11 protein-coding genes are annotated in these 14,670 nt (G+C 60.0%); 1 reads left to right on the top strand and 10 read right to left on the bottom strand.

The window, feature by feature from the left end; translation table 11 throughout:
- Positions 1 to 22: 22 nt before the first annotated feature.
- The 3 genes from zapE to B0D71_RS19570 form a co-directional block, all read right to left on the bottom strand.
- The gene (gene zapE / locus B0D71_RS19580; RefSeq protein WP_103396227.1) at positions 23 to 1,117 is read right to left on the bottom strand and encodes a cell division protein ZapE; all 1,095 of its coding nucleotides are present in this window, start codon (positions 1,115 to 1,117) and stop codon (positions 23 to 25) included.
- Positions 1,118 to 1,207: 90 nt separating this feature from the next.
- On the bottom strand, positions 1,208 to 2,563 hold the full coding sequence (locus B0D71_RS19575; RefSeq protein WP_103396226.1) for a tryptophan--tRNA ligase: 1,356 nt from the start codon (positions 2,561 to 2,563) through the stop codon (positions 1,208 to 1,210).
- 24 nt (positions 2,564 to 2,587) lie between these two features.
- Positions 2,588 to 3,217, bottom strand: coding sequence for an alpha/beta hydrolase (locus B0D71_RS19570; RefSeq protein ID WP_103396225.1), 630 nt, complete (start codon positions 3,215 to 3,217; stop codon positions 2,588 to 2,590).
- Positions 3,218 to 3,361: 144 nt separating this feature from the next.
- Here B0D71_RS19570 and B0D71_RS19565 point away from each other — a divergent pair, with 144 nt between their 5' ends.
- On the top strand, positions 3,362 to 3,796 hold the full coding sequence (locus B0D71_RS19565; protein ID WP_103396224.1) for a Z-ring associated ZapG family protein: 435 nt from the start codon (positions 3,362 to 3,364) through the stop codon (positions 3,794 to 3,796).
- 233 nt (positions 3,797 to 4,029) lie between these two features.
- Here B0D71_RS19565 and B0D71_RS19560 read toward each other — a convergent pair whose 3' ends face one another.
- From B0D71_RS19560 to B0D71_RS19530, 7 genes are all read right to left on the bottom strand, one after another.
- On the bottom strand, positions 4,030 to 4,770 hold the full coding sequence (locus B0D71_RS19560) for a YiaD family glycine zipper/OmpA-like lipoprotein (protein WP_103396223.1): 741 nt from the start codon (positions 4,768 to 4,770) through the stop codon (positions 4,030 to 4,032).
- A 103-nt stretch (positions 4,771 to 4,873) separates the two neighbouring features.
- Complete coding sequence (locus tag B0D71_RS19555) at positions 4,874 to 5,515, bottom strand: MBL fold metallo-hydrolase (protein WP_103396222.1); 642 nt, start codon at positions 5,513 to 5,515, stop codon at positions 4,874 to 4,876.
- Positions 5,516 to 5,602: 87 nt separating this feature from the next.
- Positions 5,603 to 8,341, bottom strand: a complete 2,739-nt coding sequence (locus tag B0D71_RS19550) for a winged helix-turn-helix domain-containing protein (protein WP_103396221.1) — start codon at positions 8,339 to 8,341, stop codon at positions 5,603 to 5,605.
- Between the two features lie 174 nt (positions 8,342 to 8,515).
- Positions 8,516 to 9,880, bottom strand: a complete 1,365-nt coding sequence (locus B0D71_RS19545; protein WP_103396220.1) for a DUF1329 domain-containing protein — start codon at positions 9,878 to 9,880, stop codon at positions 8,516 to 8,518.
- A gap of 28 nt (positions 9,881 to 9,908) precedes the next feature.
- The gene (locus B0D71_RS19540; RefSeq protein ID WP_103396219.1) at positions 9,909 to 11,813 is read right to left on the bottom strand and encodes a DUF1302 domain-containing protein; all 1,905 of its coding nucleotides are present in this window, start codon (positions 11,811 to 11,813) and stop codon (positions 9,909 to 9,911) included.
- A 338-nt stretch (positions 11,814 to 12,151) separates the two neighbouring features.
- Positions 12,152 to 13,834, bottom strand: a complete 1,683-nt coding sequence (locus B0D71_RS19535; RefSeq protein WP_103396218.1) for a fatty acid--CoA ligase — start codon at positions 13,832 to 13,834, stop codon at positions 12,152 to 12,154.
- A gap of 160 nt (positions 13,835 to 13,994) precedes the next feature.
- Positions 13,995 to 14,624 (bottom strand): LysE family translocator, encoded by a 630-nt coding sequence (locus tag B0D71_RS19530; RefSeq protein WP_103396217.1) that lies wholly within the window; start codon positions 14,622 to 14,624, stop codon positions 13,995 to 13,997.
- Between the last annotated feature and the right edge of the window lie 46 nt (positions 14,625 to 14,670).

Raw genomic sequence — 14,670 nt, 5'->3', positions numbered from 1 at the left:
CTCTTTCATTTTCCGAAATTCCCTACGGCTTATGCGCCCGGGACAGGAATTCGTGGGATTGCATTTCCAGCAAACGGCTCAGGGTACGCTGGAATTCAAAATTCAAGCGACCGCCGGTGTACAGATCCTTGAGCTCGACTTCGGCAGAAATGATCAGTTTCACGTTACGGTCGTAGAACTCGTCGACCATGTTGATGAAGCGTCGGGCGATGTCGTCGGTGGTGACGCTCATCTGTTCGACATCGCTGAGCAACACGGCGTGGAAGATCTTGCCCAATTCGATGTAGTCGTTCTGGCTGCGCGGACCGTCGCACAGTTCGCGGAAGTCGAACCAGGCCACGTCATCGCAGGTGCGCAGGGCACGAATTTCACGGTTTTCGATCATCAGTACGTCATTTTCGACCGCCGCCGTGCATTCCGGTGTCAGCGCACGGAAGCTCTTGCGCAGGCTTTCGTTGGCGGCTTCGTCGAGCGGATAGTGGAACAGTTCGGCTTGTTCGAGGTGACGCAGACGATAGTCGACGCCGCTGTCGACGTTGACGATCTCGGTATTCTGCTTGATCAGCGCAATGGCCGGCAGGAAGCGCGCGCGTTGCAGGCCGTCCTTGTACAGGCCGTCCGGTACGATGTTCGAGGTCGCGACCAGGGTCACGCCATTCTTGAACAGTTCTTCCATCAGGGTGCCAAGGATCATGGCGTCGGTGATGTCAGAAACGAAGAACTCATCGAAGCAGATCACCCGGGCTTCGGTGGCAAAACGCTTGGCGATGATGGTCAGCGGGTTTTTTTCGCCACCCAGGGTCTTCATCTCTTCGTGCACGCGCTTCATGAAGCGGTGGAAGTGAGTGCGGGACTTTTCCTTGAAGGGCAGCGCTTCGAAGAAGGTGTCCACCAGGTAAGTCTTGCCGCGACCTACGCCACCCCAGAAATACAGGCCCTTGACCGGGGTCTGATCCTTCTTGCCAAACAACTTGCCCAGCAGGCCCGGCTTGTTTTGCTCGGCCGCGACCAGATCGTCGTACAGGCGCTGCAAATGGCGCACAGCAGTTTCCTGCGCGGCGTCATGGAAGAATTCCGGGCGTTTCAGATCAGCTTGATATCGTTCTAGGGGCGTCATAATTCGTTAGCAAGGCAACAAAAACGGGCCGACACTGTAGCGACGGCCCGGAGGAATGGCAATCGGCCCTTTGTCGGGCCGGGCCGTTGTTTATTCCTGAACCGGCGTCAGGGCAATGCGTAAAGCTTCGATGGCTGCATCGCGCGCGGGGCTGTCGGCGAAGGCCGGGCTGTCGGCAACGCACTCACCTTCGAGCCAGACGCTGAAGCCCATCTCTTCACTGCGCACGTCCAGATCCTGGCCCGCCTGCAGCTGCTTGGTCACCTGACCGGCAGTCTTGCCATCGGCGAAGTTGCGCGACAGCAGCAGTTGTTCACCATCGGCCGCCAGCAGACGGAAGCGGAAACTGCCGTCGTCTTCGCGGAAGCTGACAAAACGTGCAGCTTTCGCGGCCTTCTTCTTGGTGGTCGCAGCCACTTGAGTCTGGGCAACGAAGGAGCGTAGGCCCACAGCTTCACGCAGTTCATTGAGGAAGGGTGTCGCTACCGCACGGGCCTTTTTCGCGCCGTGTTGCAGGATGTCTTCCAGATCCGCCGGGCGCTCGATCAGCTGGTTATAACGCTCGCGCGACTCACCCAACTCGCTGTCCAGTAGCTGGAACAAGCGATTCTTCGCCTCGCCCCAACCCAAGCCCTGCAACAGTTCGCTGCGGAACTCGTCGGCCTGCGCCGGGGTCGCGAAGGCCTGGAACAGAGTGAACAGATGTGAATTGTCCGGATCCTTGGCTTCGCCCGGCGCGCGGGAATCGGTGACGATCCGCGAAATCGCGTCCTTCATTTCTTTGGCGCTGCTGAACAGCGGAATGGTGTTGTCGTAGCTCTTCGACATCTTGCGGCCATCCAGGCCCGGCAATGTGGCGACGCTCTCTTCGATCAACGCCTCGGGCATGGTGAAGAATTCTTTGCCCTGGCCAAACAGGTGGTTGAAGCGCTGGCCGATGTCCCGCGCCATTTCCACGTGCTGGATCTGATCGCGACCGACCGGCACCTTGTGCGCATTGAACATCAGGATGTCCGCGGCCATCAGCACCGGGTAGCTGTACAGCCCCATGGTGATGCCGGCATCCGGGTCTTCACCAGTCTCGACGTTCTTGTCCACCGAAGCCTTGTACGCGTGGGCGCGATTGAGCAGGCCCTTGGCAGCGACGCAGGTCAGCAGCCAGGTCAGCTCAGGGATTTCCGGGATGTCGGACTGGCGGTAGAACGTCACGCGCTCGACATCCAGGCCACCGGCCAGCCAGGTCGCGGCAATTTCCAGACGCGAGCGCTGGATGCGCAGCGGGTCATCGCACTTGATCAGGGCGTGGTAGTCGGCCAGGAAGTAGAACGAATCGGCATTGCTGTCACGGCTGGCGACGATCGCCGGGCGGATGGCGCCGGCGTAGTTGCCCAGGTGCGGCGTGCCGGTGGTGGTGATGCCGGTGAGGATACGGGTACGAGTCGTCATGGGTAATCGCTTGTCAGACTGCAATCAATTCGAGAGACGCGGCAGGATCAGATCCTTGAGATCGGTCAGCTTGCCATGAAAAAAGTGTCCGCATTCTGCCACTTTCAGCAGCTCATGGGGACGTTCAAGCTTGTCGGACCATTGGTAAACGACTTGTGGATCGATCACTTCGTCGGTTTCCGGCTGAATAAGGGTCAGTTCGCCGTGCTGCGGCAACTGATCCTGATCCCCCAGGCGCATGACCGCTGGCGCGACCATGAACAGGTGTTTGAGCTGCTCGCCCTGCGCTTCCAGACGTCCGCCAAGACTTGCCGCAACAAAACCGCCAAAAGAGAAACCGAACAGCGTCAGTGGCAATTCTGGATGCTTGGCCCGAAACCACTCGGCCACGGCCTGGGCATCATCGACTTCACCGGTGCCCATGTCGTGGGTGCCTTCGCTGGCGCCGACTCCACGGTAGTTGAAACGCAAAGTGATCAAACCGGCATCACGCGCGGTGCGCTGCAGGGTCGAAACCACTTTGTTGAGCATGGTGCCGCCCTGCACCGGGTTCGGATGGCAGATCAACGCCAGCCCGCGAGGCTGCTCATTATCCAGGTACAGTGCTTCAATTTGCCCAACCGGGCCATCAATCACTACAGGGGTTTCACGCATAAGCAAGGAAGGAACTCCGTGACCTCGAATCGGGTCGACTCGTCTAGCAAATTGTCTGTGGCTGTCTATTGCGAGTGAATCGCGGTATACAGCGCAGGTTCGAGCCGTTAACGTAAAGCAAAGCCGTTTATAGAGGAAGGACTCGTGGAACACTCGCTCTTAGTTTGGTTGTTACCGACTCTTGCCCTGGTTGTGGGTGTCGCCATTGGGTTTCTGATCGCTCGCCTTGCGCCGAATGCCGCGCCTAGCAGCACTCAACGTCAGCTGGACGATATTCAGGAACGTTTCGACAGTTATCAGAACGAGGTGGTGACCCACTTCAACAGCACTGCGACACTGGTCAAGAAACTGACTGCGAGCTATCAGGAAGTGCAGGACCATCTCGCCGAGGGTGCCAACCGTCTGGCCCTGGACGAGCAGACTCGCCAACGCCTGCTGGCCTCCCTGCACGCCGACGCGGTGCAGGCTCCAAGGGAACGCCTGACGCCACCACGCGATCAGGAGCCGCCTCGCGACTACGCACCGAAAGCCCCGAACGCGCCGGGAATGCTCGATGAGCATTACGGCCTGAAGAAGTAATCAGGTTTAGCGCATAGCAAAAAGCCCCCGGACAATTAGTTGTCCGGGGGCTTTTTTGTTTCTGCATTCTTCTTTGCCTGTACTGGCCCCATCGCGCTCCCACAGTATCCGTGGGCGACCCAGCCCACTGTGTGCGAGCTTGCTCGCGAAAGCGCCGGAACAGGCGACACAAAAAACTGCTCGACCCCATAAGGATCGAGCGGTTTTTTTACGCCTGGGGTTCAATCAGACAATCAAGGGTACTGCTGAACCGTGCCTTGTTGCTGACCACCATACTGCTGGCCCGGAATCGCCTTGAGGTTGACCTCTACGCGGCGGTTCTGCGCCCGGCCATTGACGTCGCCGTTGCTGGCAACCGGGCTATCCGGACCGGCGCCGCGGGCACTCAGGTTGGCACCGCTGACACCTTGCGAGGTCAGGTAGGTTGCCACGCTCTGGGCGCGACGCTGGGACAGGTCCATGTTGTGCTGACGGCTGCCGGTGCTGTCGGTGTAGCCGACGATCTCGATCTGGTTCTGATTGAACTCTTTGAGCGAGCCAGCCAGGTTGTTCAGCGGCTGATAGAAACTTGGGGCAATGTTCGCCGAATCGGTAGCGAACGTGATGTTGCCCGGCATGATCAGCTTGATCTGGTCGCCTTGGCGCTGCACCTCAACACCGGTGTTGGCCATGCTGGCACGCAGCTTTTTCTCTTGCTGATCGGCGTAGTAGCCGTAACCGGCGGCGGAAGCACCGACCACCGCAGCACCGATCAGCGCGCCCTTGCCACGGTTATCGTGGTTGATGGCAGCACCGGCCAACGCACCGGCCAGAGCGCCGAGGCCACCGTATTTCGCGGTCTTGCTCATGCCTTCGGAGCCGCTATCCGCCTGACCCTGAGCCTGGCCTTGACCGCCGTAAGGGTTAGGCGAGGCACAACCGGACAAAACGGCCACAGCCGTAGCGAGAATAATCAAACGACGCGTGGTGAACATGTAAAGCTCCTACTTTTTTGCATTCTGTGGTGCAACGGACCAAGGCATTAGCCTTTTCGGGCGTTGGATCACTTCCAGGAATAAAAATTCCGCTCGTTACAAATCATGCCCGTACAAACGGGTTTTCGCGCATTTCATCGCCCAGGCGGGTGTCCGGACCATGCCCGGCCACCACCGTCGCCTCTTCGTCGAGGGTGTACAAACGCTGCTTGATCGAACGCACGATAGTAGCCTGGTCGCCCCCCCACAAATCCGTACGCCCGACACCGCGACGAAACAGCGTGTCGCCGGCAATCAGTAGCTTGGCCTCGGCAAACCAGAAGCTCATGGAACCCGGCGTATGACCTGGCGTGTGCAGCGCCACCCCGCAACCGCAGGCCAGTTCTTCATCATCGGCCAGCCAACGGTCCGGGGACGGCACCGGGGTGTAAGGAACACCGAACATCTGGCACTGCATTTCCAGGTTGTCCCACAGAAACTGGTCTTCCTTGTGCAGGTGCAGTGTCGCGCCGGTTTTCTCCTTGAGTTGACCGGACGCCAGGAAATGATCGAGGTGGGCATGGGTGTGAATGATGCTGACCACTTTCAGCCCCAAGGCATCGAGACGCGCCAGGATCAGCTCATGATTGCCGCCCGGATCGACAACGATGGCCTTTTTCGTCACCGGATCGCCGATGATCGTGCAGTTGCACTGCAAAGGACCGACGGGGAAGGTTTCGCGGATGAGGGTGGGTTGCTGTGACATTGGGGGCCTGCTCGATAAACGGGGACGAGCGATTTTCGCATACTTGAGTATCCAGCCAATGGCCGCGACAAGTAACGTGAAAATTCCTTAACCCAGGACCCCCAGCTCCTTGGCCCGCGCCACCGCCTGCGTACGCCGCTCGACCCCGAGCTTGCTGTTGATATGGCTGGCGTGGGTCTTGACTGTGTGCAGGGAGATAAACAGCTGTTCGCTGATTTCCTGGTTCGAGCAGCCTTGCGCGATCAAACGCAGGACCGCCAGTTCCCGCGCGCTGAGCTGCTCCGCGGCCGCGCAAGACTCCGGGCCGGGCCGGGCAGCCAATGCCGGCAGTTTTTCACTGAGGCTCAGGGACACAGGGGTTGGCGTATAGAGCTGAAGCTGTCCACGCAGCCAGTCTGGGTGCTCGGCCAGCAAGCCCTCAAAGGGTTGCAGCACCCCTCCGCTGGCGGCGTCCAGTGCCTGAGCCAGTGCCTTGCGGGCTTCCGGTTCCCGCCCACTGCCCAGCAACAACGTCACTTTTTGGGTCAACGCCATGGCACTGAGCATCTGTCGACCGCTTTGCTGACCATGCTCAAGCAACGCATTCAAACGCCCTTCGGCCACCATCGGTTGGCCCTGGATGACGTCGAGCAAGGCTTGTTGCAATTCGATATGCAGCGGCAATTGCGGATGGAACTCCGGCGGTGCCGCCCCGTTCTCGCCGTTGTAGGTCTGCCCCAGACGCGCCAGCCAGGCTTCGGCCAGGTCGGTGCGCCCTTGGGCCAGCCAGAGCTCACATTTGACCAGGGTGATCATGGCCAGGTAGTAGATCGGCGGCACATCCCAGATGTGCATCAGCCGTTCGGCTTCGGCCAGTTCGGCAAAAGCCTTGGCGAACTCGCCACTGCTGCCCTCCAGCCTGGCAATCACGCAGTGGCCGATCAGCACGCTGATGTCACGACAGGCGCGCGCCTCGCTCAACCCGGCCTGCAATCGCACCCGCGCCAATTGCGGTTGCATGCGCAGGGCCAGCAAAAAACCCTCGTACAAGGTTAACCGGGCGCGAACTGCATATAGCCGCTGCGCAGACAGGCTCTGCAGGCGTTGCAGGCCCTGACGGACCTCCTCCAGCGCCCGACAGATTTCCCCGCGCGCTTGCAGCACCCGGGCGCGGTCGTAATGAGCCAGTGCTTCGAACAACGGGTTGCCGACCCGTTGCGCCAGCTCCAGCGATTCGCGGTTCAGCCCCCGAGCCCGCCACAAATCACCGTCGGCGATAGCCAGGTTGGACAGGGTCGAGAGGCACATCAAGCGCTGGCCGTAACGCTTGGACGGAAGACTTTCCAACGCTTCGCGGCAGTACCGCAGCGTCTGTTCGCGGTTACCGCGCCCACGGGCGATGATGCCGCTCAAAGCCAGCCATTGAGCGAGCATGGACTTCTGCGCGGTGGCCGACGGAGCCGGCAGGAAGCGGCTCAGATGACTGGCCAGCTCCTCGGCGGCATCCAGTTGGCAAGCCATCCCCAGTGCCCAGCTATAGAGAACGATCAAGCGCGGCGTACTGATCAGCAAACTGTCAGGCAAGTCCATTTTCCAGCGCAGCAACATGCCGACATTCTGCTCGGCCAGCAGTTGCTCCTCGGAGAGGTTCTGCACCAGGTTTGCCGCGACGTCCAGGTGACCGGCACGCAGGGCCTGCTCCACGGCTTCATCGAGCAGTCCCTGGGCATTGAACCAGCGGCAGGCACGAAGGTGCAGGCTCGCGGCCGGTACCATCGACTGGGAAGTCGGACGCGTGCGCAACAGATCGGAAAACAGGTGGTGGTAACGATACCAGTGACCATGTTCGTCCAGCGGCACCAGGAACACTTGGTGGGCGAGCAGGAAGCGCAAGATCTCTGCGCTGTCATGGGCGTCGCGAACGGCATCGCACAGTTCGCTGCAAAAACGCTCCTGGGGCGCCGTGTCATAGAGGAACGACTGGACTTCGGCGGGCAGGCAATCGATGACTTCTTCGAGCAGGTAATCGCGGATCAGCCCTTCCCCGCCGTGCAACGATTGCGGCAGCGCGCCATCGGTGCCCGCCTCCGAGGCCGCCAGCAGCCAGAAGCGTAACCCCGCGACCCAACCTTCGCTGCGCTGGATCAGGTTTTCCAGCGCCTCACCGCGCAAGGAACTGCTGTGCCGGTCGAGCAGGCTCAAGGCCTCATCGTGGGTCAGGCGCAGATCCTGTTCATGCAACTCAAGCAGTTGCCGCGACAGCCGCAACCGCGCCAGATGCCAGTCGGGACGTTGGCGACTGGTGACCATCACCAGCAAACCATCGGGAAGATGATTGAGGAAAAACTGCAGGCAGCGGTCCAACACCGGCCCTTGGGCCAAATGGTAATCATCCAGCACCAGCAGCAATGGTGCGGCTGTGGACAGGTGCACGGCCAACTCGTCGAGCAGGCCGTCCAGCCATTCTTCGAACGCGAATGGCTGATGGCGCTGGCGCATTTTCAACAGCCCGAGGGACTGCCTGCCCAAGTGCGGGAAATAATCCTGAAGGCCTTCGAGCAGGCGCTCGAGAAAACGTCCCGGGTCACTGTCGCGTGGGCTCAACCCCAGCCAGAGACTTTGCCAGTGTGCCGGCAAGCCCTGACAAAACTCCACCGCCAGCGAACTCTTGCCGAACCCTGCAGGTGCGCTGACCAGCAATAACCTGCCTGCGAGCCCGGCACTCAGGCGCTCGCACAAACGTGGACGCAGCACATGGCCGTCGGGCAACGGCGGGCGGAAGAAGCGCCCGTCGAGTGTCGCGACAGCAACGTGTGCAGAACCTGAGGGTGTAGACAGATCAGTCATAGCCGGCTCTTGTTTGAATTGCGGGTGGCGGCGTGCAGATGTCCGCAGACTAGCCGTAAACGGATAGGGAATGAAGGTAATTGCTACAAATGGCTACAAAAAGTCTACAAGCAAAAAAAACGCCCCGAACCAGTCGGGGCGTTTTCAGAGGGTGCAGTCTCTACTCAGCTCACCTTAGCGAACACCATCCTGACGCAAGGCGGCAGGGGTGAAGTCGCTGGTGGTGGCAGTGAAGCCGAAGTCATACGCCGACTTCTCTTCGTTTTTCATGCCCAGCGCCAGGTAGCGACCCGACTGCAGGTCGTACAGGGCTTCAAGGGCATACCACGGTACTTGTTTGTCGTAGTAGTTCTCGGCATGTGCCTCACCTACACGCCACAGTTGGCCACGACCGTCGTAATGGTCGATGACCGCTGCTTGCCAGGTATCTTCGTCGATGTAGAAGTCACGCTTGGCGTAGATGTGGCGCTGACCTTCCTTCAAGGTGGCAACTACATGCCACACCCGGCGCAGCTCGTAACGCGCCAGATCCTGGTTGATGTGGCCGGCCTTGATGATGTCGGTGTACTTGAGCTTCGGATCGTCGAGTTTGTAGGCATCGGAGGCGATGTACATCTCTTTCTTGCCTTCCAGCTTCCAGTCGTAACGATCCGGCGCACCGTTGAACATGTCCAGGTTGTCGGAAGTACGCAGGCCGTCGGCTGCAGTACCCGGGCCGTCATAGGACACTTGTGGCGCACGACGCACACGACGCTGACCGGCGTTGTAGACCCACGCCGAGCGCGGTTCCTTGACCTGGTCGAGGGTTTCGTGAACCAGCAGTACACCACCGGCCAGACGAGCCGGAGCGGTCACTTTCTGCTTGAAGTAGAACAGGATGTTGCCCGGGTTTTTCGGGTCGTAGTCCTTCATCTTGTCGCGGAACACGAACTGGTCCTGGAAGTACACCAGGCTGAACGAGCCGTTCGGCTGTGGCGTGGCCTGGGTCACCAGGCGGGTCACGCTACCCCCGCGATAGCGGGTGATGTGGTTCCAGATGACTTCCACGCCGCTTTTCGGAATCGGAAACGGCACGGCGGTTTCGAAGTTTTCCAGACCGTTGCCGCCGGACACCAGGTTCGTGTTGGTGGCGTTACGCTTGATGGCGGCGAATACGTCATCCGGTACGGTAGCACCGCGATGGGACGGATAGACCGGCATCTTGAAGGTTTCCGGGTAGCGCTTGAACATCGCGTACTGGCCCGGGGCGAGCTTGTCCTTGTACTGGTCGACGTTCTGCGCCGTGATGGTGAACAGCGGTTTTTCGCTGGCGAACGGGTTGGACAGGAAACCTTTGCTGTCGACCGTACCGGCGTTCTTCGCCATCGGCTTCCAGGCCGGGATCGAACCGTCGGCGTTACCCGCCATTTCGGCGCCCATCGGGGTCAGGCTCTTGCCCAGCTTGTCGGCCTCGGCCTGGGGAACTGCCGCGATGACGCTGGTCGCCAGCAGCGAAAGCCCCAGAACACCGGCGTGGAACAGACTCTTTGTTATTTTCATATGTGTGTTCGTCCTGAAAATACTGTGCTTAGAAGTTCACGCCGAGGCTGAGCGCAACGAAGTCGCGGTCATCCACAGTGGTGTACTTGCCGTCGAAGAAGTTGGTGTAGGCCAGGCTCGCGGTGTAGGTGTTCTGGTACTCGGCATCGACACCCAGGCTGACCGCCTTGCGGCCTTCCTCGAAGTTGCCGCCAGGGCCAGGGGAGTAACCGCTCACGTCATGGGACCAGGCAACGTTCGGCTTGAGGTTCACACCAGCAAACACGTCGTTGTATTCCCAGATGGCGCGACCGCGGTAGCCCCACGAAGTTGCGGTGGTAAAGCCTTCGTCGGTGCAGTTGCGGCTGCGGTTGTTGGTCGGCGTACCCGGGCCGGCACCGTTGATGGTGCTGGTGTTGAGCGCCACGCAGGTATCGAGCGCGCCAGAGGCTGGCAACTCACCCGGGCCGTAGACCGGATCGCGGCCATAACGAACGTCGGAAGTGCTTTCCAGGCCGCCAACGTGGGTCACGCCCACTTCACCCACCAGGGTCAGACGACTGGCGCCCATGACCTGGTCAAAGAAGTGCGTCAGGGTGGTCTGGAACTGGGTGACTTCCTTGCGACGATACCCATGCAGGTCTTGACCCGGCACGCCGGTCAGCAGCGATGCATTGGTCAACGGGTTGTTCGGGTTGTTGTTGCCTATAGGACGGACACCGGAGAACAGGATGTCGGTGGAGTTGAGCTGCACCGGAGCGTTCGGCCGGTAGCTGATCTCACCGCTCCACGCCGTACCGGTAGGCAGGGTGGTGGAGAAGCTCAGACCGTAGAGGCGGATGTCTTCCGGGTATTCGATGAAGTACTGCGAATTACCCGCCACCAGCAATGGCGCCAGCGCGGCAAACGGGGTCCCCTGGAGTGATGCTGCAGTGTTGTAGACCGACTGCGGCGCGCCGGTGGCGCTGAAGATCGGCGCACGGCTGTGGTAGTTCATGAAGTAGGCGCCGAACTCGGTGTCCAGCGGATCGAACATGTACTTGAAGGACGCGCCCCACTGTCCGCCGTCACGGGCATCGCGATCAGGGCCACGACGCACCAAAACGCCCTCATTGTTGACGTCAACGCCGTTGGCGGCCAAAGGCCCCAAGGCAATGGCCGGAATCTGCGAGCGCTTGGCCAGCACGCGCAGGTTGTCGTTGCAGCCGTCGGCAACGATGTCCGGCTGGGAGAAGAACGTGCCGCAGTTATCGACGACGGTCTGGTCCCATTCAATTTGATAGAACGCTTCGGCCGAGAGGTTTTCGGTCAAGCTCTGGGACACATAGAACATGTTGACCGGGATCAGGCCTTCCTTGATCTCGGCACCCGGACGACGGAATGCGGACACGTCGATCGGGTTGATCGAGTTGATGCCACCACCGATGAAGGTACTTTCACCCCAGCTCACGACCTGCTTGCCCAGACGCACGGAGCCTGGTTGATCGGCAATGGAGTAGTTGTGGTAAACGAAGGCGTCGAGGATCTGGCCGCCGGCGGACTTGGCGCCTTCCTTGCGGCCCTCGTCGCTGATGTCCTTGAACGGACGGCTTTCGTCCTTCAGTTCAAAGTCGTACCAGTATTTGCCTCGGACGAAAACGCCGGTATCGCCGTACTTCAGTTCAAGGTCATGGATACCCTTGAAGATCTTCGAGAAGGTTTCCCCGCTCTTGAAGTTCAGGTGACCGTCATCAGAAGTCTGGGACAGGCCCTTGCCGCCGTTGTTGACACCGATGAGGTTCTTGTTGGCACTTTCGGTAGACCAACTGGCACCAACCGACAGGGATGAGTCGAACTGACCTTCGATTTCACCGACGTTGAAACTGACGCCGAATGCTGGCCCGGCGAGCGTAGAGGCAAGACTGACAGCCAGGGGCAGTTTCGCCCGGCGCCAGAACTGGTTTACTGATGTCATCGACGCTACTCCATGTGCATTTTATTTTTATGGCATGAGCACTTCTAAAAACGCTGTGGATAACCGGGAGCCATGGCATCCCAAAGTCACTCCAAAGTTGCATCGCCCCGGTTTGTGCGGTTGCCCCGTTCTTAAAAATCCTTGAGCGGACTATAGCCAGCAGGTAGTAGCGCTTGATCCCTCTAAAGTGTGATTTGCAGCTGCCAGCCACTCTGGAACAGTCCTTTCGCCAGTCCGACGCCCGTCGGCACGGCAAGGATGGCTGAAAATTTCGATTTGACAAGCCAAGCGCTTGCTTGGTGGGGCTGGCGTGCCCTTTTGGGCACGCCGGGAGGCGCTTAAAGCGTCGAAAGGAAGGTACTGTTGGTGGCCTGCCATTCGCTGATGTCGACACGAATGCGCTTCTTGTCGAGTTTGCCGACACTGGTCTTGGGAATTTCAGTAACAAGGGCGATCTGGCTTGGAATCGCCCACTTGCTCAAGTGCCCCAACTCCACAAACGGCTTGAGGTGTTCCTTGAGTTCCCGGGCCCCGATTGCGTGACCTTCACGAACTACCAGCAGGGCAAACGGCCGCTCGCCCCACTGCGGATCGGGGATCCCCACCACTGCTACTTCACGTACCGCCACATGGCGGCTGATCAGGTCTTCCAGGTCCAGTGAAGAGACCCACTCGCCACCGGTCTTGATCACGTCCTTGATGCGGTCACGAATGTCGATCACACCCATGCTGTCCAGGGTCGCGACGTCGCCGGTGTGCAGCCAGCCACCGGCCCAGAGTTCGGCCCCTTTCTGCGGTTCGTTGAAATATCCTTCGGTCAGCCAGGGTGCACGCAGTACCAGCTCACCCTGAGTCTCGCCGTCAGCGGGCAGGAAGTTGCCCTCGGTGTCGACGATCGCCGCCTCCACCAGAGGCCCAGGCACGCCGGCCTTGATACGGTAGGTGGTGCGTTCGTCTTCGGTGCCGGCCATCAACTCATCGTTCAAGTGCGCGCACGACACCAGCGGCCCGGTTTCCGACATGCCGTAGGCGGCGGTCAACTGGATGCCCTTGGCCTTGGCCGCCTCGTACAACGTACGGTTCAGGGCGCTGCCGCCGATGACGATTTTCCAGCCGCCGAAGTCAACGTTCTGCGCGGCCTTGGCATTGAGGACCATCTGCAAAATGGTCGGCACGCAATGGGAGAACGTGACCTTCTCCTTGTGCCACAACTCCACCAGGTACTCCGGGTCATAGCGGCCGGGGTACACCTGCTTGAGCCCAAGCATGGTCGCCACATACGGCAAACCCCATGCGTGTACGTGGAACATCGGGGTGATCGGCATGTACACGTCGTTGGTGCCCAGCAGGCGCACGCTATCGATCGCGCCCATGATGGTCGACACGCCCATGGTGTGCAGCACCAACTGCCGATGGGTGAAGTACACGCCCTTGGGATTGCCGGTAGTGCCGGTGGTATAGAACGTGGTCGCGACCGAGTTTTCGTCGAAATCCTGGAAGTCGTACTGCGGGCTCGCCGCGGCCAGCAGTTGTTCGTATTCGCCGACAAGGTTCGGCAGGTCCGCGGTTTTTTCCGGCAGGTCAGTCAGCAGCAGGGTTTTGTCGACCGTGGTCAGTTGCCCCTCGATGGCCTTGTAGAGGCCGACGAACTCGCTGTTGACCAGCACAAAGCGGTCCTCGGCGTGATTCATGGTGTAGAGGATCTGTTCCGGCGACAGGCGCACGTTGATGGTATGGATCACCGCGCCGATCATCGGGATGGCGAACATGCATTCCAGGTAGCGATGGCTGTCCCAGTCCATCACCCCCACGGCATCCCCGGGTTTGACCCCGGCCGCTGTCAGCACGTTGGCCAGACGGGCCACCCGTTCGATCAGGGTCGGGTAGCTGTAGCGCAACTTGTCGCGGTAGATGATCTCGCGGGTTTTTTCATAACGGGCACCGGACATCAGCAGCCGCTTGATCAGCAGCGGGTACTGGTAAGCGCCTTCGGCCGGGGGGATAACGCGAGTCTGCAACATAAGAATCCCTTTTTCTGACTGCACGGACGTGACTGAAAGTACGCACTGTAGTGCCCTTGATCGTCAGCCAAATCAGCCAAAGGAATGATTTGCAGAGCCCCACAAATACTGGCTTTGCGCCAGCATTTGCAGAAACTCGCTGTCTGTTGCGCCTACGGAATCAATGCATCTCGGTAAAGGCGAGCTTCACGCCAATCGCAATCAGCACCGCCCCCATGGTCCGGTCGAACCAGTGCCCCATGCGCGCGAAACCGGCGCGTACGCGCTGCTGGCTGAACAACATCGCCACCAGGCAGAACCAGGCGGCTGTTGCGACTGCCAGGTAAACCCCGTAACCGGCCTGCACGGCCAGCGGCGTGTGCGGATTGATCACCACGGTGAACAGCGAGAGGAAGAACAATGTGGCTTTCGGGTTGAGACCGTTGGTGACGAAACCCGAAGTAAAGGCACCACGGGCCGTGCGCTCGCCAGCTTCCTTGTGCAGATCGTCCGCCACAGGCTTGGCCGGTTGCGCGCGCAGTGCCTTGTAACCGATGTACAGCAGGTAAGCGGCGGCGGCCCACTTCAAGGCATTGAACAGAACGATCGACTGGGACACGATCAGGCCGATACCCAACAGCGAATAACCCACGTGGAGGAAAATCGCCGTACCCACACCCAATGCGGTCCAGGTGCCCGCGCGGCGACCGTGGGTAACACTTTCACGCACCACCACGGCAAAGTCCGGGCCGGGGCTGGCCACGGCCAGCAAGTGAATCAAGGCAACGGTCAAGAACTCTGTCCAGTACATGTGGGGCTCCTTTAGGCCAAGCGTAACTATTTATTTCATCTGGTAG

Source organism: Pseudomonas laurylsulfativorans (assembly GCF_002906155.1).
GTDB classification, from domain to species: domain Bacteria; phylum Pseudomonadota; class Gammaproteobacteria; order Pseudomonadales; family Pseudomonadaceae; genus Aquipseudomonas; species Aquipseudomonas laurylsulfativorans.
The sequence above is the reverse complement of the archived record's forward strand: the minus strand, read 5'-3'. Positions and strand labels throughout refer to the sequence as shown.

Coding starts and splice junctions, on each gene's coding strand:
- zapE (WP_103396227.1), bottom strand. CDS start 1,117: ATGACGCCCCTAGAACGATATCAAGCTGATCTGAAACGCCCGGAATTC.
- B0D71_RS19575 (WP_103396226.1), bottom strand. CDS start 2,563: ATGACGACTCGTACCCGTATCCTCACCGGCATCACCACCACCGGCACG.
- B0D71_RS19570 (WP_103396225.1), bottom strand. CDS start 3,217: ATGCGTGAAACCCCTGTAGTGATTGATGGCCCGGTTGGGCAAATTGAA.
- B0D71_RS19560 (WP_103396223.1), bottom strand. CDS start 4,770: ATGTTCACCACGCGTCGTTTGATTATTCTCGCTACGGCTGTGGCCGTT.
- B0D71_RS19555 (WP_103396222.1), bottom strand. CDS start 5,515: ATGTCACAGCAACCCACCCTCATCCGCGAAACCTTCCCCGTCGGTCCT.
- B0D71_RS19550 (WP_103396221.1), bottom strand. CDS start 8,341: ATGACTGATCTGTCTACACCCTCAGGTTCTGCACACGTTGCTGTCGCG.
- B0D71_RS19545 (WP_103396220.1), bottom strand. CDS start 9,880: ATGAAAATAACAAAGAGTCTGTTCCACGCCGGTGTTCTGGGGCTTTCG.
- B0D71_RS19540 (WP_103396219.1), bottom strand. CDS start 11,813: ATGACATCAGTAAACCAGTTCTGGCGCCGGGCGAAACTGCCCCTGGCT.
- B0D71_RS19535 (WP_103396218.1), bottom strand. CDS start 13,834: ATGTTGCAGACTCGCGTTATCCCCCCGGCCGAAGGCGCTTACCAGTAC.
- B0D71_RS19530 (WP_103396217.1), bottom strand. CDS start 14,624: ATGTACTGGACAGAGTTCTTGACCGTTGCCTTGATTCACTTGCTGGCC.